The organism is Sphingomonas sp. CFBP8993, assembly GCF_034044895.1.
Taxonomy (GTDB): Bacteria; Pseudomonadota; Alphaproteobacteria; order Sphingomonadales; family Sphingomonadaceae; genus Sphingomonas.
The window spans coordinates 111869-128958 of sequence record NZ_JAXCWU010000004.1; the positions used below are offsets into that span (position 1 = coordinate 111869).

Consider the following 17090-nt stretch of genomic DNA (forward strand, 5'->3'; position numbering starts at 1 on the left):
ATGCCAAACTCAGTCGCTGTCATTCTCATCGCGAAGGGTTCTGCCCGCCATGATGATTTCGGCCACGAAGCAGGTCAGGCCGCCGACCGCACAGACCAGCCCCCCGCCGAAGAACAGGAACAGTATCCCCGAATGCCCCGACGCGCGCAGCACGCCGAAAAACAGGGTGATCGCCGAGCAGCAGGTCATCACCCCCGCCGCCGCCGCCAGCGTCACCGCGACGTCCAGCGTGCGCGAGCGCAGGCGTAGCCGGTTCATCTCGGCGCGGCTGGGATGGTCTTCCTTCTTCAGCGCATGGATGCGGTCGCTGATCCGCCCCAGCCGGGTCGCGAACACGTTGAGCAGCGCGCCCACCGCCGTCAGCAGGAAGATCGGCGTCAGCGCCAGCTGGATGACATGCGCCGCCGCGCTCAGCGGTTCGTTCAACATGGCCGCCGCTCCAACCGGGCCAGCGCCTCGCCGTGCGCGGCATCGCGCCGCGCCGCCAGATCGGCGACCGTCACGCCCGCCAGGTCGAAGCGCAGTTCGTGCATCGTCATGCCCGATCGATACCCCTCGGGCCAGACCGCCATTTCCTCGAACCCGCAATGGCGAAAGAAAGGCGCGATGGCGGGCGAGGTATCGACGGTGACATAGCGGGTCGGCGGGTCGGCATATTGCGCGATGTGCAGCAACCGCTCGAACAGCAGCAGCTTGCCCAGCCCGCAGCGGTGATAGCCTCGCGCCGCCATGCCCCAATATAGCAGCGCCTTGTTGTAATGCTCCCAAAGCTCATAGCCGCCGAACGCCGCGACCTTGCCGTCCACCGTCACCACGAAGCCCGGACCGTCCGGCTCGTCCAGCGTCTCGATCAGCCATTCCCGGTCCCCCGCCCCGAAATATTCGGGCAGGTTGCTGTCGAAGATCGCCAGCACGCCCGTGCGATCGGCTTCGCCATAGGGCCGGACCCGCAGCTCGGTCATGCCGCGTCTACCCAGAGCGCGACTGTCTCGATCGCCTCGCCACGGTCACGGGTCCAGCAACGCGACAGCCCGTCATGCTCCGCCGTTGCGTGGACGGGATCGATCAGCCGCGTCTCGATCACCTCCGGCGCGATGCGGCGGGGCGTGCCGATCAGCTTGGCGTGCGCCTCCTTGATCGTCCAGCGACGCAGCCATTGGCGCGCGCGATCGGCTGCGGGTGCGGCCCGCACATGCCCGACCTCCTGCGCCGTCATCATGTCCCAAAGGGGCGGGGCGTCGTCGATCACCTCACGATCCACGGCAACGGGACGCCGGGCGGCGGCGATCAGGCAGAGGCTGCCGCGCCCCGAAAGGCTGATAAACCAGCCACTTGGCGACAGGACCTGCGGCTTGCCTTCGCCATCACGGGCCAACATGGCGTCTTCGCCCGACAGGCCGCGCAACAGCATCGTCACCAGCGACGCCCGCTCGCCCCGGCCCGGATCGGCGCAGCCCCACACGATGGGCGAGCGTCCGTCCCAGGCCAGCGTGTCGAGCGGGCCGTCATGCCAGACGGGGCTCATCCCTCGGTCACGATCCGCGCCGGGCTACCTTCCCAGTTGGTGCCGGCGGGCAGGCTTTCGCCCTTCATCACGACCGACAGGTCGCCCAGCTGCGCATCCGCCCCGATCTCCGCATCATAGAGAACGATCGCCAGCGATCCGATGGTGGCGCGGTCGCCGACCGTGATCGCGCCGACCTTCATCACCCGGTCCTCGAACAGATGCGTCTGGAGGCCCGCATAGTCGTTCAGCGCGACATCGTCGCCGATCGTCACCAGGTCATGCTCGGTCAGGTCGGTGGTGTCGATATAGCAGCGCTTGCCGACCTTGGCCCCCATCAGCCGCAGATAGAGGCCGATCCAGGGCGTGCCCCGCAGCGGCTCGAGCAGATTGGCGACGGCGAGGTTCTCATAGGTCGCGGTCACCAGTTCGGTCCGCCAGACGAAGGTGCTCCACAAGGGCGCGGTCCGTGCCTTGTAGCGCCCGACGACCAGCCATTTCAGCGCCAGCACGAACGCCCCGCAGGCGAGGCAAAAGCCGACATAGAGGAACGGGAAGGCGCTAATGATCACCAGCCCGCCGCGTTCCAGGTCGTCGAGATCGCCGACCACCGACAGCAAGGCGCTGAAGAACACGAGGAAGGCGGTCAACGACAGGGTGGTGCGGATCGCCTCGATCGACAGGCGCGTCGCGATCAGGCCGCGCGACGGATTGAAGCGCGCACCTTCGTCGAACATCGTCGCGACCTGCCGCACTGGCAGCTTGATCGCGGGCGAGCCGAACCAGGTGCTGCCCGCCTCGGTGGCCAGCACCGGGTCCTCGGGCGGCTTGGACAGGACGCCGATCAGCACCTCGTCGCCGATCTGCGCGCCGGTGGGGAGCAGCGCGGAGTTGCCGATGAAGCTGCGGCGGCCGATCCTGGTATGCGCGAGTTCGATGGTGCCATGCCCGATCTTGGCCGCGCCGAAGATCACCGAGTCCGCGATGAAGCTCTCCGGCCCGATCTCGACCAGATCGGGGACGATGGCGCTGGCGGTCGAAATTTCCGCCCGCCGCCCGACCTTCGCGCCCAGCGCACGATACCAAGGGATGACGTAGAGCGTGGCGAAGATCGGATGCAGTAGCCGCAGGGCCAGGTCGTTGATCTGGCGCACCATCCAGTAGCGGACATAGAACCAACTATCGAGGCGATAGACGCCCGGCTTGACGCGCCCGAGGATCAACCGCTTGGCGAGCACGGTCAGCACGCACATCATGACGATATAGGTCGCGGCCAGCAGCGGCGAGACGAGCATATAGCCATAGCCGGTGGTCGCCCAGTCCAGCTCGATCAGCGCGATCAGGCCCGGCGCGATCGGCAGGATGGCGATGATCGGCAGCAGCAGCGCACCGATGAGGATGGCCAGCGACGGCCCCGTCCGCTTGGCCTTGGCGTGCACCTGCCCGGGCTCGACCATCCGGTCGAAGGCGGCGGGCGATCCCGTCCAGCGCTGGCGTGCCGGGATCACCGTCTCGGCCGGGAGCGCGGCCATATCGTCGAGGATGGCGTCATCCTCCAGCGCCGCGTTGCGGCCAACCACCGCCTGCCCGCCGACGAACGCACGATTGCCCAGCGTCACCGTGCCCAGCCGCAGCAGCCCCCGCTCGACCGAGCTGGTCGCCATCACCGCCTGGTCGCTGACGATCGCATCGTCGCCGCACGCGAACAGATCGGCGGTGTCGATGACGCCGTTGCCGATATAGGCCCGCTTGCCGATCTTCGCGCCGAGCATCCGGTAATAGCCCCGGATCATCGGCGTCCCCGCCAGATAGGGGGTCGCCGTCACCGCGATGATCCGTCGCACCAGCCACCAGCGGAAATAGGTCCCGCCCCATAGCGGATAGTCGCCCGCCTTGAACCGCCCCGCGATCAGCCACTTGGCCGCGATCGAGAACAGCATCGAGGCGACCGGCACGATGGTGAAGAACAGGGCGCTCAGGATCAGCGCGTCGATACGCGGCATCCGCCCGGCCAGATGCGTATAGGCGACGTATGGGAAGAACCACTGCAACCCGGCAATGGTATAGACCGGCAGCAGCGCGACCGTCTGCGCCGCGACGCACAGCCAGCGTTTCCATTCGGGGACGCGGTGGAAGCTGTCCTCGCTCACCACCGCGACCGCCGCCGCGCCGCCGATCCGGATCGCCAGCGCCCGGATGGTCGGCGCGGCATAGAGGTCTTCCAGCGACAGCCCCTCCAGCCCGGCGACCTTGCGCGCCGCCGATACCAGCCGCGCGGCCTTCAGCGAGTGGCCGCCCAGATCCTCGAACAGGTCATCCGTGACCGACACCGGTTGCGGCGCGAAGGCTTCCGTCCAGATGGCGTGGAGCTTTTCCTCCATCGGGGTGGCGGGCGGCTCGATCGTGCGGCCGGTATCGACCGTGATCTCGGGCTTTACCAGCGCCTTGCGGTCGACTTTGCCCGAGGCGGGCAAGGTCGGCAGCGCCGCCATCACCTGATAGGCGGCGGGGCGCATGTAATTGGGCAGGCGTTCGGTGACGCGCGCCTTGATGTCCGCCGTGTCGATCGTCTCGCCCGAGCGGGCCACCAGGAAGGCCGCCAGAAACTCGGAGCCGTCGGCGTCGGTGAACAGGTGGACCACCGCCTGCGCGACGCCGGGCGCCTCGCCGATCACCGCCTCGATCTCGGCCAGTTCGACGCGGAAGCCGCGGATCTTGACCTGGGTGTCGATGCGCCCGACGAAATCGATATCCCCCGCCGCATCCAGCCGGACGAGATCGCCCGAGCGATAGATACGCTCCGGCCCGCCCGACACGGTGTCGAACGGGGTCATGGTGAACTTCTCGGCGGTCAGGTCGGGCCGGTTGACGTAACCGACACCGACGCCGGGGCCGCCGATCACCAGCTCGCCCTCCTGCCCCGCCTCGACCGGCCGAAGCGCCTCGTCGACGATCCAGGCGGTATAGCCGGGCAGCGGCTTGCCGATGGTGATGCGCTTGCCCGGCTGCACCTCGGTCCAGGTCGCCGTCACCGAGGTTTCGGTCGGGCCATAGGTGTTGAGCAGTCGCAGTCCGGGACGGGCGAGCCGACGCGGCAAATCGGCCGGACACGCCTCGCCCCCCATGTTGATCAGGCGGAGCGTCGGCACCGGATGCTCGACCAGCGCGATCAGCGAGGGGACGACGTGCCAGATCGTCGTCCCCTCCGCCGCCAGTGCGATGGCGACGTCGGGGCCGCTGGCCGCCAGCGGATCGGTCGCGACGAGCAGCTTCGCACCGACGAAGAACGCGCTCCACATCGTCTCGACCGACATGTCGAAGGCCAGGCTGAACCCGCCGAACACGATGTCGCCCGGCTCCAGCGCCAGGATCGCGCTTTCGGAGCGGACCAGGTGGCAGGCATTGGCATGGGTGATCATCACCCCCTTGGGCCGCCCGGTCGTGCCCGAGGTATAGATGATATAGGCCAGGTCGTGGCGATCCGATCCCGTCACCTCGCGCCCCATCGCCACCGGCGGTTCGGCGGCCAGGTCGCCCAGTTCGGCGTCGAGCGCCAGCGTCGCCCCCGGTATCTCCCCCGCCCGCGCGCCGGTGGTGATGGTCAGCGCTGCGCCGCTATCCTCGATGATGTAGGCGATGCGATCCTGCGGATAGCCCCAGTCGACCGGCACATAGGCCGCGCCTGAGCGCAACACGCCCAGGATCGCCATATACTGGTCGAGCCCGCGCGGCAGGCACAGGACGACACGGTCGCCCTTCCCCACCCCCAGCGCGCGCAGCCGATGCGCCAGCGACAGGCTGCGCTGGGCCAGCATGTCATAGGTCCATTCGGTCGAACGATCGAACTCCTCGTCCGCACCGATCAGCTTCAGCGCGGTCGTCCAGCCGCGCGTCCGACAGGTCGCGTCGAACAGCTCGTGCAGCAATTCGTCGCGGGCATAGGGGCGATCGGGCCGCAGCGCCGGGGCCGGGGCGATCGAGGCATGGATGCTCGGCGCGACGGAGACTTCGGAATCTGCGGACATCAACACGCTTTCATGGGCAAGGACGGTCGGCTCAACTGCGCCGGATCAGTGCCCGTGACAATCGCCGATCTTCGAGCGAATAGTAAAGCCAGATACCGTCCTCCCCCACCACGACCGAGGCGGCGAAGGCGATATCGGTCGCGCCGCGATCGTCGGCGGGCGGCGGCAGGATCAACGGCTCGATCCCGCGCGCGACGACGCGGCTATAGTCCGCATCGAACGCGACCCAGCCGATCCGCCAGCGCGCGTCCCGCGTCGCGCCGTTGTAGAACATGACCGGACAGTCCCTGTCGTCGGTCAGCAGCGGCCCGGTCGACAGATGCCAGTCGTCCCAGCTATCCTCACGCGGCATGAAGGGGGTCGGCTGCTCGGTCCAGGGGCCAGCCCCGTCCTCGCCGATCGCCAGGCCGATACGCGACGCCTCGTCGGCGGCATATTCGTAAAACAGCCGCCAGCGGCCGTCCGCCGTGCGGTCGACGGTCGCCTCCTTGGTATTGCCCTCCGACTTGGACGAGGCGAGTGCGACGCCGCTCTTGACCAGCCGGTCGATCGACGGCCCGGTGGCATAGGACAGCTCGCCATGCGCGTGATCGGCCAGCACGCCCGAGTAATAAACGAGATAGCTGTCGTCGCGGCGCACGACGGTCGGGTCCTCGACCCCGCCCGCGTCATGCTCGCCCGGCCCCGGCGCGATGGAGGGCGCGTCCAGCATGGTGAAATGCCGCCCGTCCTCGCTCCACCCGGCCCAGATCACGCCGGTATCGGTCAGGGTCTCGCCGGGGCGAACCACGGCGCGGACCATCATGCCCCAGCGGCCATCCGCCTCGCGCCAGACATAGGGGCTCATCAGGTCGCGGGCCATGAGTTCGGGTGGCCCGTCGAGCGTCACCGCCTCGATCCGCTTGACGTTGAAGTCCAGGTCGAAGGGTGCATCGGCCACCCGGTCCTTGACGTGCGGATCGGCGACCGGGCCGTTCGCGTCCGGGGCCATCATGCGCCGAGCGCCTGCATCAGCGACAGGCCGCCGTCGATCACGATGCGCGCGCCGGTGATATACTTCGCCTTGTCGGAGGCCAGGAAGACGGCAAGGTCGGCGACCTCCGAAGCGTTGCCTGCCCGGCCCATCGGGATGTTTTTCTCCAGGCTGGCGCGATACGCGGGGTCCGCCTGGGCCTTCGCGTTCATCGGGGTCAGGATCATGCCCGGTTCGATCGCGTTCACCCGAATGCCGCGCGGCGCTTCCTCGATCGCCAGCGTCTCGACCAGGTTGGTCAGCCCGCCCTTGGCCGCGCAGTAATCCGCGCCGCCCGCGCGGACGGCATAGGCGTGGATCGACGAGATCTGCAGGATCGTCGCGTCGCCCTTCGCCTCGCCCCGCCCAGTCAGGAAACGGCGCGAGGTCAGGAAGGCGCCGGTCAGGTCGGTGTCGATCATGCGACGCCAATGGTCCAACGTCATGTCGCGCACCGCCACGCCCGCCATGTTGACGCCCGCGGAATTGACCAGCACGTCGGCCGCGCCCCATTGCTTCTCGACGATGGCGAATGCCCGATCGACCGATGCTTCGTCATCGACCCCGACCTGCACCGTGATCGCCTCGCCGCCCGCCTTGCGAACCGCCTCTGCCGTGACGTCGGCGGCGGCCTGATCGCTGTGATAGAGGACCGCGACCCTGGCTCCGGTCGCGCCGAACGCCTGGGCACAGGCCGCGCCGATCCCTGACTCGGCTCCCGTCACGATCACCGTCTGCGCTGCCACCGGCTTCCTCCCATCATGGATGAACGCCGCCAACGATCCTTATCCGGGATTGTTGCTGGAGAAGAACGACATTAACGATCCGTCATTCGTCGCCACCGCTGCGTTCATGATGCCCGCTCATCGCCGCACCCGCATCCGGGGTGAAACGCCGGTTCCAGATGACCGCCGAGGCCGAGATGATCGCCACCACGACGAACGCCGCCGAGAAGCTGCTGAGCGTCGGCCCGCCCTTGCCCTCGATCAGCGTGCCCAGCTCCAGCACGGTCGCGGCGGTGCAGATGCCCAGCGACAGGGTCAGTTGCTGGAAGGTCGCGTAGAAGCTGGTCGCCGCGCTCATCCGGTCCTTGTCGACATCGGCATAGGCAATGGCGTTGAAGCCGGTGAACTGGAACGAGGTGAAGAACCCCGACAGCGCCAGGATGAACGTGATCAGCGGGATCGACCAGTCGGGGCGGAACAGCGCACAAGTCGCATAGCCCGCACTGCTCGCCAGTCCCGACACGATCAGGCTGCGGCGAAAGCCCCAGCGGCGCAGGACGCGCGGGGCAAGCGCCTTCATCGCCAGCGCGCCGACTGCGCCCGCCATGGTGATCGTGCCGGTCTTCGCCGCGCTCAACCCGAAGCCGAGCTGGAACATCAGCGGCAGCAGGAAGGGCTGCGCGCCCTGCGTGATCCGGGTCAGCGAGCCGCCGATCACCGACAGGCGAAAGGTCGGCACCCGCATCAGCCTGGGGTCGAGGATCGGATCGGCCGTATGGCGCGCATGGTGGATATAGAGCCAGCCAAAGACGGCACCGACGATCAGCAGCCCGATCGCCAGCCTACCGGTGCCGGGTCGGCTCGCCAGCTCGAACCCGAACAACAGACAACCGAGCGCGATGCCCGAGAACAGGAAGCCCGACACGTCGAACCGCAACCGCGCATCGCCGCGCACCTCGGGCACCAGCATCCATGCGCCGATCATGCCGATGACGCCGATCGGAATGTTGAGATAGAAGATCCAGCGCCAGTCGAGCCAGGTGACGATGAACCCGCCCAGCGGCGGTCCCAGGATCGGCCCGATCAGCGCTGGCATCACCAGCCAGGACAGTGCCTGCACCATGTCCGCCTTGGCGACGCTGCGCAGCAGGACCAGCCGCCCGACCGGCACCATCATCGCGCCGCCAATGCCTTGCAGGAAGCGCGCGGCGACCAGGGTGGGCAGCGATCCCGACTGCGCGCACAGGACCGAGCCGATCAGGAACACCCCGATCGCCGAGCAGAAGATGGTGCGCGACCCGAACTTGTCGGCTAGCGTCCCGCTGGCGGGAATGAACAGCGCCAGCGCCAGCAGATAGCTGGTCAGTGCCAGGCTGAGGCTGGTGGCGGGCGTCGCGAGATCGCGTGCCATGGTGGGCAGCGCGACGGTCAGCACGGTGCCGTCCAGCTGCTGCATGAACAGGGCCGAGGCGACGACCAGCGCGATGACGCGATAGCCGCGCGTCTGAACCGGTTCTTCCGAACGCGGCGCGCCACTGGTCACCGCTTCGACGCCGGGGGCCAGACCGTCATTCACATCCGCACTCATCGAGGCCAGGTTACGTCGTCGCCACCGCATGTCGTTCCATTCGTCAATCGCGTGACCCCCGAGGTTCCTCAAACGCGATAGCGGGCCCCGTGATCAAGACCCGTGACGAAGTTTTGCTGTCATCGACCAAAATTCCTCGTTCCTCCCCTTGCCGAAGAGCGATGGCACCTCCGACCCCGTGAACCGCCCGGATCGCCCCGACTGCCGCAAGACGAATGGAACGGCGTCAGGCCGACGGGGTTTGGAAACGGTCCATGCAAAGGGTCTTTTCCACCGATGCCGACGATCACCACCGACCATCTTTCCATCGCCTATGACCTGTACGGGGCCGAGGGCGATCCCGTCGTCCTGCTGCTGCACGGCTGGCCCGACGATGCGACCACCTGGGACCGGGTCGCGCCGCGCCTGGCGCAGGCGGGCCTTTGCGTGGTGGTGCCGACCCTGCGCGGTTTTGGTACCACCCGCTTCCGCTACGACCATACGCCACGCACCGGCGACAGCGCGATCCTGGCACTGGATGCGATCGCGTTGATGGACGCGCTGGGCGTCGATCGCTTCATGGTCGCGGGGCATGACTGGGGCAGCAACATCGCCGAGGCGCTGGCGGTCGGCTGGCCCGATCGGGTCCGGCGGCTGGCGATGCTCGGCACGCCGCCGCGACTGGGCGGGATGCCGACGCCGTCCTTCGATCAGGCGCAGCGGCAATGGTATCACTGGTTCATGGCCACCCGGCGCGGTGCTCAGGCGGTGCGCGACGACCGGCGCGGCTTTGCCCATGTCCACTGGGTCAACTGGTCGCCCCCGGGCTGGTTCGACGAGGCGACGTTCGACCGGGTCGCGCGTTCCTTCGACAATCCCGACTGGCCTGCGGTGACGATCCACAGCTACCGCGCGCGCTGGGACGAGGCGCAGCCCGATCCGCGCGGGACTTGGCTGGCCGATCGGGTCAAGGCGACCAAGACTTTGTCCCTGCCCACGCTCTATATCCACGGAGCCGTGGACGGCGTGAACCCGCCCGCGACCGCGCGGGACGTAGCGGGCAAGTTCACCGGGCCGTTCAAGATGGTCGAGCTGCCCGGCGTCGGCCATTTCCCGCAGCGGGAGAATCCAGAGGCCGTGACGCGGCATTTGCTGGACCTGTTCGTCGACGCGGAACAGGACCACGGCCATTGGAAGATCGCCGCCGGGGTCGCGGCGGCGGGGCTGTTGGCCGCCGCCATCGGCCTTGCCTGCACCCGCCGGACGGAGGATGAGTCGGGGTCCGATCCTTCCTCCCCCGCGAGCGGAGGTGGCAAGCCGGAGGTCTGACGGGGGTGGCGCGGTTGGTGGTCTTGCCCCCTCATCACACCGGATGACACCCCTCCACCATGGTCCGCATGATCCCCTTCCCCTGACAAGGGAGGAATGGATTTGCCGAATGTGTCACGTCATGCGACACGAACCCCAGGGTGTTCGTGGATGAGCCACGGGCAGGATGATCGTTGGTCGGGCCGCCAGCGAGGACCAGTCCTGCCGGAGCCATAGGCCGATGACCCGTCACCATCCCCTGCGCGGCAGCGCGATTCGCCCCGTGCGCGTCAGCGCGATCCGCCGTTTCCTCGAATCCCAGACCGCGGCCGGACTGGTGCTGATGGCCTCTGCCGCCATCGCGCTGGTCCTCGCCAATTCGCCGTTCGCGGCTGGTTATACCGCGCTGCTCCACCGGCATCTGGGGCCACTATCGGTCGAGCATTGGATCAATGACGGGCTGATGGCGGTGTTCTTCCTGCTCGTCGGGCTGGAGATCAAGCGCGAGGTTCTGGACGGACAGCTATCCACCTGGCCGCGCCGTATCCTGCCGGGGCTGGCGGCGCTTGGCGGCATGGTGGTGCCCGCTCTCGTCTATCTCGCCTTCAATCGCGGCGGCACCGCATCGGGCTGGGCGATCCCGGCAGCGACCGACATCGCCTTTGCGCTGGCGGTGATCCGCCTGGTCGGCGACCGCGTTCCTGCGTCGTTGCGTGTGTTCCTGGCGGCATTGGCGATCATCGACGATCTGGGCGCGGTGGTGGTGATCGCGGCCTTTTACTCGTCCTCGCTATCCTGGATCGATCTAGGCGGCGCGGCGGCGATGCTGGCGCTGCTGGTGGCCTTCAACCGCTTGGGGGTGAAGCGACTGTTGCCCTATCTGCTGGTCGGGCTGATCCTGTGGGTCTTCATGATCCGGTCGGGCATCCACGCGACCATCGCCGGTGTGCTGCTGGCCTTCACCATCCCGATGACGCGCACCCCGGCCCGCCCCGATTGCGAGGACGATACGCGCGACAGCCCGCTCCACCGGCTGGAACACGCGCTGCACAAACCGGTCGGTTTCCTGATCGTCCCGATCTTCGGGCTGGCCAATGCCGGGGTGTCGGTGCTGGGGCTGCCGGTGGACGCCTTCGCCGCGCCGGTCACGCTGGGCGTCGGCCTGGGACTGTTGCTCGGCAAGGTGGTCGGCGTCTTCGGCATGACGATGCTGGCGGTCCGCACCGGCCTTGCCGATGCGCCCGCCCATGCCAGCCCGGTCCAGATGCTGGGCACCGCCCTGCTCTGCGGCATCGGCTTTACCATGAGCATCTTCATCACCCTGCTCGCCTTTCCCGGCGATCCGCTGCTCCAGACGGAAGCGAAGCTGGGGGTGCTGGCGGGGTCGCTGGTGTCGGGGTTGTTGGGATATGCGGTTTTGCGCCGCGCCGGGCGATAGGGGCGTACGTTCACTTTCTTTTGCAGGGGTAGCGGCCCCTTACTCGCCCCCCGCAAGCGGTGCCGCCACCCCTTCTTACTCCCCTCCCGCAGGCGGGAGGGGGCGTGATTGGGACACGGGCATCGTGCCACTCAAGCACCTTCCCCTTCCTCCCGTCTTCATGTCCCGCTACCCCTGGCGAATGATACGGCTCGGCTGGCTTATATTGGGGTGCCTGTTCGTCGCGCTTGGCGTGATCGGGGCGATCCTGCCGCTGATGCCGACGACGATCTTCCTGATCCTCGCGGCGGGGTGTTTCGCGCGGTCGTCGCCCCGGCTGGAGGCGTGGCTGCTCGACCATCCGCGCTTCGGCCCGACCTTACGCGCCTGGCGGGAGCGGGGCGCGATCGGGCGACGGGGCAAGATGATGGCGTGCGGCGGAATGACGCTGGGCTATGGCCTTTTCTGGCTGGGCGCGCGGCCGCACTGGCCGCTGGCGCTGCTGGTCGCGGCCGTCATGCTGGCTTGCGCGTCCTTCGTCCTGACCCGACCGACCGCCTGACCCGGCTTGTGCCGATACCATATGAAGCATATATGTTTCATATATGGGTATCGTAAAAATCGACGACCAGCTTCACGAAGAGGTCCGCTGCGCCAGCACCGTCATGTGCCGCTCGATCAACGCGCAGGCCGAGTTCTGGATGAAGATGGGCATGCTGGCCGAGGCCAATCCGACGCTGAGCTTCCACGAAATCGTCAAGGCGCAACTGGCCGCCGCCGACGTTCCCCTGCCCCAGCCGCTGGTCGCCTGACATGGTGAAGACGGCCGAGGAGCTGGCGCTGATGCGCGTGTCCGGGCGATTGCTGGCGCAAGTGTTCGAGATGCTCGACGGCGTGAGTCTGGCGGGTATGTCGACGCTGGCGATCAACGATCTGGTCGAGCGGTACATCACCCACGACCTGTCGGCGCGCCCGGCGAGCAAGGGCCAATATGGCTTTGCCTATGTGCTCAATAGCTCGATCAACCAAGTCGTGTGCCACGGCGTGCCCAGCGCCGACGACGTGGTTCGGGACGGTGATATCATCAATCTCGACATCACGCTGGAGAAGAACGGGTTCATCGCCGATTCCAGCAAGACCTATATGGTCGGCGAGGTCTCGCCGGTCGCGAAGCGGCTGGTCCGCGTGACGCAGGAGGCGATGTGGAAGGGCATTGCCCAAGTCCGCCCCGGCGCGCGGCTGGGCGATGTCGGCGCGGCGATCGAGAAACATGCCAAGGCGAACGGCTATTCGGTGGTCCGTGACTATTGCGGCCACGGCATCGGGCGGGAGATGCACAAAGCGCCCGACGTCATGCACTTCGGACGGCCCGGCACGGGTGTGCCGCTGCGCGAGGGCATGACCTTCACCATCGAGCCGATGATCAACCAGGGCACGCGCAAGGTGTCGACCGGGGATGACGGCTGGACGGTCGTGACCGATGACGGAAAGCTCTCGGCGCAGTTCGAGCATACGGTCGCGGTGACGAAGACCGGGGTCGAGGTGCTGACCCTGCGGACGGGCGAGACGATGGGGTGATCCAAATCCTCCCCGTACCGGGGAGGAATTTCTACCCCTCCACCCGCAACCTGTATCCCACCCCCAGCTCGTTCGCGATGACGCTCCCGACCGGCTGCGGCGCTTCGAGTTTCTGGCGCAGGTTGCGCACGACGATGCGCAGGTAATCGATGCGCGGATCCTCGTCCCCGCCCCAGGCGGCGTCGATGATCTTGTCGTGCGTCACCACCCGGCCGGGATGGCGTGCCAGAACGGCCAGCACATCATATTCCTTGCGGGTCAGATGCTGTTCCTCGCCCCCGCGCGTCACCACCCGCCGGTCGAGATCGATCGCCAGATCGCCGGTCCGCACGATGCTGGGCGCCGCCTCCGCCGCGCGTCGGTGCCGCAGCGCCACGCGCAGCCGCGCGAGCAATTCGTCCGTGTCGAACGGCTTGGTGACATAATCGTCCGCGCCCAGGTCGAGCGCGGCGACCTTCTCCTCGGTCGCCTCGCGCGCCGACACCACCAGGATCACCCGCTCTCCCGCACGCAGCAGCGGGATCAGGCTCAATCCGTCGCGGTCCGGCAGTCCCAGGTCGAGCAGCACGGCATCGGGATGGTCCGCCGCCGCCCGCGCCAGCGCCTCGCGCCCGTCACGCGCCTCGACCACCAGATGCCCCGCCTGTTCCAGCGTGTTGCGCAACAGGCGGCGGATCGCGATTTCGTCATCCACCACCAGGATCGTCGCGGGCATCAGGCCATTCCCTCCGGCGCACCATCGCGCATGATATGGTCGCGCGGGAAGCACAGGGTGAACATCGCCCCTTCGCCATCCTCGCGGTTGCCCGCCTCTACGCCCAGACCCATGGCCTCGGCAAAGGCCTTGACGATGGCGAGGCCCAGTCCGGTGCCGCCCGCCACCCGGTCGGAGCCTTCCAGCCGGCGGAACGTCTCGAACACCTCGTTCTCGCGACCCGGTGGCAGGCCCGGGCCGTGGTCGAGCACCGACAGGCGCAGCGTGCCGTGGCGATGCCGCCCTTCGATCACGATCTCGGTCCCCGGATCGCCATAGCGCCCGGCATTGTCGAGCAGGTTGAGGAGGCAATGGTGCAGCAACTGCGGATCGGCACGGACCAACGGCAGGTCGGGCGGCACGTCGAGGCGCACCGAATGCCCCTCCAGCGCGCGGCGCGCGTCATGCGCCGCGCCGGTGACGGCATCGCTCAGGTCGATCGCCTCGATCTTCAGCTTCAGCGCCCCCGCCTCGACCCGCGCCATGTCGAGCAGATTGGCGACGAAGCGGTTTAGCCGCGCCGCCTCCCCCTCGATGGTGGCGATCAGGTCGGGCGTCGCCCCCTGCCGCAGTTGCGCGGCGGCGGCCATCACGGCGGTCAGCGGCGTGCGCAGGTCGTGGCTGACCGACGACAGCAGCGCGGCGCGCAGGCGATCGCGGGTGCGCACCGCATCGACATCGCGCACCTCGGCCTCCAGCCGCAACCGTTCCAGGATCAGCGCGGCCTGGTCGATCAATCCGGTCAGCAGCGGCAGGCGGTCGGCACGCACCGGCTCGCCCCCCGCATCGCGTGCCAGTCCCAGCACGGCGAGCGTCCGGTTGCCCGCCTTGAGCGGCTGGAACAGCCATTCCGACGCGGCCAGCGTCGCCGATCCCTTGCCCGCGGGCGTGCCGGTGTCGAAGGCCCAGTGGGCGGCCGCCATCTCCATGGTTTCCAGCCGGTAATCGGGCTTGGTCGCCGCCTGCACCGCCAGCCCGGCGGGCGACGGGGTAAGCAGCACGGCCTGCACCTCGAACAGAAGCGCGATATCCTCGCAGATCACCCGCGCCGCCTCGGCCGGGTCGGCCAGACCGCTCAACCGGTGAAGAAACCCCGCCAGCGTGGCATTGTCGCGCGCGCTCGCCGCCGCCAGATCGGCCTGCGCCCGCACCCGCGAGGTCAGCTGGCTGGTCGCGACCGCGACGCCCAGCAGGACGAAGATCGATATGATATTCTCGGGATTGCTGACGCTCAGCGTCCCGACCGGGGGCAGGAAGAAGAAGTTGTAGGCAAGGCTCGACACGATCCCGGCGAACAGGCCGGTGCGCAGGCCATAGAGGCTCGCCGCCGCCATGACCGGCAACAGGTAAAGCAGCGCGACATTGCCCAGGTTCAGGATATGGAACAGCGCACTGGCCAAGGCGGTCACCGCCGTGACCCCCGCCAGCGTCAGCGCATAACCGGTCGGCGATCCCCATTGCCCGCGCGGCCGAACCCGATCGCGCGGATCGGCGGTGACTTCGCCGACGGGCAGGACATGCACGGTGACACCCGGCGTCTCGCGTACCAGCCGGTCGACGACCGATCCGTGACGCAGCTCGAACCAGCGCGAGCGCTTGGCCTTGCCGACGACCAGCTGCGTGGCGCGCGCATCGGTCAGGAAGGCGCGGATACCCTCGACCACACTCGGCGCGGGCACCGTCGCCACTGCCGCGCCCAGTTGCGTCGCCAGCGTCATCGACGCCGCCAGCCGCCGATGCTGCGCCTCGCCCAGCGTCGCGGTGCGCGGCGTGTCGATGAACAGCGCGGTCCAGGGCGCGCGCAGCGCATCGGCGGTACGCTTGGCGGCGCGGACCAGTTCGTCGGCACCGGGCAGTTCGCTGACCGCGACGACCAGCCGCTCGCCCGCCGCCCATTGCCCGCCGACACCGAGCGACCGGACATGGTCCAGCATCTGCGCATCGACCGCCTGCGCCGCGCGCCGCAGCGCCAGTTCGCGCAAGGCCGACAGGTTGGACTTGGAGAAGAAGTGCGACAATGCGCGCGTCGCTTCCTGGGGGAGGTAGACCTTGCCCGCCTTCAATCGCTCGATCAGTTCGTCGGGGGGGATGTCGACCACCTCGATCTCGGCGGCCTCCAGGATACGGTCGGGCACCGTCTCGCGCACCCGGACGCGGGTGAAGCTGGCGACGACGTCGTTCAGGCTCTCGATGTGCTGGATGTTGACCGTGGAATAGACGTCGATCCCGGCCGCCAGCAGTTCCTCCACGTCCTGATACCGCTTGGGATGGCGGCTGCCCGGAGCGTTGGTGTGGGCCAGTTCGTCGACCAGCGCGAGGCGCGGCGCGCGGGCGAGGACCGCGTCGATATCCATTTCGTGCAGCGTCCGCCCCTCATAGGGGACGGGGCGGCGGGGCATGACCTCCTGCCCCCGGACCAGGGCCTCGGTCTCGACCCGGCCGTGCGTTTCGACGACCGCGACGACGACATCGACGCCGTCGCGCCGTCGTGCGGCCCCTTCGGACAGCATCTCGAACGTCTTGCCGACGCCCGGTGCTGCCCCGAGGAAGATCTTCAGGCGGCCGCGCCCCTCGCGTTCGGCGACGCGAAGCAGGGCCTGCGGATCGGGACGCGACTCGCCTGCCGTCATCGCTTACCGAGCGCGTCCAGCGCGCGGTTGAGGGCGAGGACGTTGACATGCGGGTCGCCCAGCACCGAGTCCTCGGTCTTGGCGACGACCAGCGCGCGGACCTGTTCCACGCCCAGTCCACGGACGCGGGCGACCCGTGCCGCCTGCGCCTGTGCCGCTTCGGGCGACAGATCGGGGTCGAGGCCCGAACCGCTGGTGGTGACCAGGTCGGCGGGCACCGGGCCCATAACGCCCTCGGCGCGGCGCTTGGCCACGTCGGCCTTCACCCGGTCGGCCAGGGCCTGCGACGTCGGCCCGAGGTTCGAGCCGGACGAGGCCAGCCCGTCATAGCCCTTGCCCGCTGCCGAGGGGCGCGTCTGGAAATAGCGGTCGCTGACGAATGCCTGTCCCACCACCTCGGAACCGATCACCCGGCGACCGACCTGAACCAGGCTGCCATTGGCCTGATGCGGGAAGATCGCCTGGCCGATCCCGGTCATCGCCAGTGGATAGGCGATGCCGAGCAGGACTGCGAACAGGATCGTCATCACGATCGCGGGCCGCAAGGCGGAAGTGAAATCCTTACCCATG

15 protein-coding genes are annotated in these 17090 nt (G+C 68.2%); 5 read left to right on the plus strand and 10 right to left on the minus strand.

The features are described 5' to 3' along the window. Positions 1–9: 9 nt before the first annotated feature. The 7 genes from SOM26_RS09395 to SOM26_RS09425 form a co-directional block, all read right to left on the minus strand. On the minus strand, positions 10–429 hold the full coding sequence (locus SOM26_RS09395) for a DUF2721 domain-containing protein (RefSeq protein WP_320452465.1): 420 nt from the start codon (positions 427–429) through the stop codon (positions 10–12). Further along, complete coding sequence (locus tag SOM26_RS09400; protein ID WP_320452466.1) at positions 423–962, minus strand: GNAT family N-acetyltransferase; 540 nt, start codon at positions 960–962, stop codon at positions 423–425. The genes SOM26_RS09395 and SOM26_RS09400 overlap by 7 nt, the downstream gene beginning before the upstream one ends. Beyond that, on the minus strand, positions 959–1525 hold the full coding sequence (locus SOM26_RS09405; RefSeq protein ID WP_320452467.1) for a 4'-phosphopantetheinyl transferase superfamily protein: 567 nt from the start codon (positions 1523–1525) through the stop codon (positions 959–961). The genes SOM26_RS09400 and SOM26_RS09405 overlap by 4 nt, the downstream gene beginning before the upstream one ends. Further along, a complete protein-coding gene (locus tag SOM26_RS09410) occupies positions 1522–5529 on the minus strand; it encodes a Pls/PosA family non-ribosomal peptide synthetase (protein WP_320452468.1) in 4008 nt (1335 codons plus the stop codon). Before SOM26_RS09410 ends, SOM26_RS09405 begins: the two co-directional genes overlap by 4 nt. Before the next feature lie 31 nt (positions 5530–5560). Continuing rightward, positions 5561–6391, minus strand: coding sequence for a glycoside hydrolase family 130 protein (locus SOM26_RS09415; RefSeq protein ID WP_414712042.1), 831 nt, complete (start codon positions 6389–6391; stop codon positions 5561–5563). Between the two features lie 128 nt (positions 6392–6519). Continuing rightward, on the minus strand, positions 6520–7287 hold the full coding sequence (locus SOM26_RS09420) for an SDR family oxidoreductase (RefSeq protein ID WP_320452469.1): 768 nt from the start codon (positions 7285–7287) through the stop codon (positions 6520–6522). An 82-nt stretch (positions 7288–7369) separates the two neighbouring features. After that, on the minus strand, positions 7370–8884 hold the full coding sequence (locus SOM26_RS09425) for an MFS transporter (protein WP_320452470.1): 1515 nt from the start codon (positions 8882–8884) through the stop codon (positions 7370–7372). 246 nt (positions 8885–9130) lie between these two features. Between SOM26_RS09425 and SOM26_RS09430 the strand changes: the two genes are divergently transcribed. The 5 genes from SOM26_RS09430 (at position 9131) to map (ending at position 13136) form a co-directional block, all read left to right on the plus strand. Then, complete coding sequence (locus SOM26_RS09430) at positions 9131–10162, plus strand: alpha/beta fold hydrolase (protein ID WP_320452471.1); 1032 nt, start codon at positions 9131–9133, stop codon at positions 10160–10162. 220 nt (positions 10163–10382) lie between these two features. After that, positions 10383–11579, plus strand: a complete 1197-nt coding sequence (nhaA, locus tag SOM26_RS09435) for a Na+/H+ antiporter NhaA (protein ID WP_320452472.1) — start codon at positions 10383–10385, stop codon at positions 11577–11579. 160 nt (positions 11580–11739) lie between these two features. Beyond that, positions 11740–12120 carry a YbaN family protein gene (locus SOM26_RS09440; protein ID WP_320452473.1) on the plus strand — a complete coding sequence of 127 codons (381 nt, stop codon included), beginning with the start codon at positions 11740–11742 and terminating at the stop codon, positions 12118–12120. Between the two features lie 43 nt (positions 12121–12163). Beyond that, a complete protein-coding gene (locus SOM26_RS09445) occupies positions 12164–12370 on the plus strand; it encodes a ParD-like family protein (protein WP_320452474.1) in 207 nt (68 codons plus the stop codon). Position 12371: 1 nt separating this feature from the next. Then, positions 12372–13136, plus strand: coding sequence for a type I methionyl aminopeptidase (gene map, locus SOM26_RS09450; protein WP_320452475.1), 765 nt, complete (start codon positions 12372–12374; stop codon positions 13134–13136). Positions 13137–13167: 31 nt separating this feature from the next. Here the strand turns inward: map and SOM26_RS09455 are convergent, their stop codons facing one another. Genes SOM26_RS09455 through kdpC form a run of 3 tightly spaced genes read right to left on the minus strand, consistent with a single transcriptional unit; the run spans position 13168 to position 17089 of the window. Further along, positions 13168–13851 (minus strand): response regulator transcription factor, encoded by a 684-nt coding sequence (locus tag SOM26_RS09455; protein ID WP_320452476.1) that lies wholly within the window; start codon positions 13849–13851, stop codon positions 13168–13170. Then, complete coding sequence (locus SOM26_RS09460) at positions 13851–16520, minus strand: DUF4118 domain-containing protein (RefSeq protein WP_320452477.1); 2670 nt, start codon at positions 16518–16520, stop codon at positions 13851–13853. Before SOM26_RS09460 ends, SOM26_RS09455 begins: the two co-directional genes overlap by 1 nt. Further along, complete coding sequence (gene kdpC, locus SOM26_RS09465) at positions 16517–17089, minus strand: potassium-transporting ATPase subunit KdpC (RefSeq protein ID WP_320452478.1); 573 nt, start codon at positions 17087–17089, stop codon at positions 16517–16519. Before kdpC ends, SOM26_RS09460 begins: the two co-directional genes overlap by 4 nt. Position 17090 lies beyond the last annotated feature (1 nt).

What these genes read in the sequence shown, in the direction of transcription:
- SOM26_RS09395 (WP_320452465.1), bottom strand. Translation starts at nt 429, where the DNA reads ATGTTGAACGAACCGCTGAGCGCGGCGGCGCATGTCATCCAGCTGGCG.
- SOM26_RS09400 (WP_320452466.1), bottom strand. Translation starts at nt 962, where the DNA reads ATGACCGAGCTGCGGGTCCGGCCCTATGGCGAAGCCGATCGCACGGGC.
- SOM26_RS09405 (WP_320452467.1), bottom strand. Translation starts at nt 1,525, where the DNA reads ATGAGCCCCGTCTGGCATGACGGCCCGCTCGACACGCTGGCCTGGGAC.
- SOM26_RS09410 (WP_320452468.1), bottom strand. Translation starts at nt 5,529, where the DNA reads ATGTCCGCAGATTCCGAAGTCTCCGTCGCGCCGAGCATCCATGCCTCG.
- SOM26_RS09415 (WP_414712042.1), bottom strand. Translation starts at nt 6,391, where the DNA reads ATGGCCCGCGACCTGATGAGCCCCTATGTCTGGCGCGAGGCGGATGGC.
- SOM26_RS09425 (WP_320452470.1), bottom strand. Translation starts at nt 8,884, where the DNA reads ATGCGGTGGCGACGACGTAACCTGGCCTCGATGAGTGCGGATGTGAAT.
- SOM26_RS09430 (WP_320452471.1), top strand. Translation starts at nt 9,131, where the DNA reads ATGCCGACGATCACCACCGACCATCTTTCCATCGCCTATGACCTGTAC.
- nhaA (WP_320452472.1), top strand. Translation starts at nt 10,383, where the DNA reads ATGACCCGTCACCATCCCCTGCGCGGCAGCGCGATTCGCCCCGTGCGC.
- SOM26_RS09440 (WP_320452473.1), top strand. Translation starts at nt 11,740, where the DNA reads ATGTCCCGCTACCCCTGGCGAATGATACGGCTCGGCTGGCTTATATTG.
- SOM26_RS09445 (WP_320452474.1), top strand. Translation starts at nt 12,164, where the DNA reads ATGGGTATCGTAAAAATCGACGACCAGCTTCACGAAGAGGTCCGCTGC.
- map (WP_320452475.1), top strand. Translation starts at nt 12,372, where the DNA reads ATGGTGAAGACGGCCGAGGAGCTGGCGCTGATGCGCGTGTCCGGGCGA.
- SOM26_RS09455 (WP_320452476.1), bottom strand. Translation starts at nt 13,851, where the DNA reads ATGCCCGCGACGATCCTGGTGGTGGATGACGAAATCGCGATCCGCCGC.
- SOM26_RS09460 (WP_320452477.1), bottom strand. Translation starts at nt 16,520, where the DNA reads ATGACGGCAGGCGAGTCGCGTCCCGATCCGCAGGCCCTGCTTCGCGTC.
- kdpC (WP_320452478.1), bottom strand. Translation starts at nt 17,089, where the DNA reads ATGGGTAAGGATTTCACTTCCGCCTTGCGGCCCGCGATCGTGATGACG.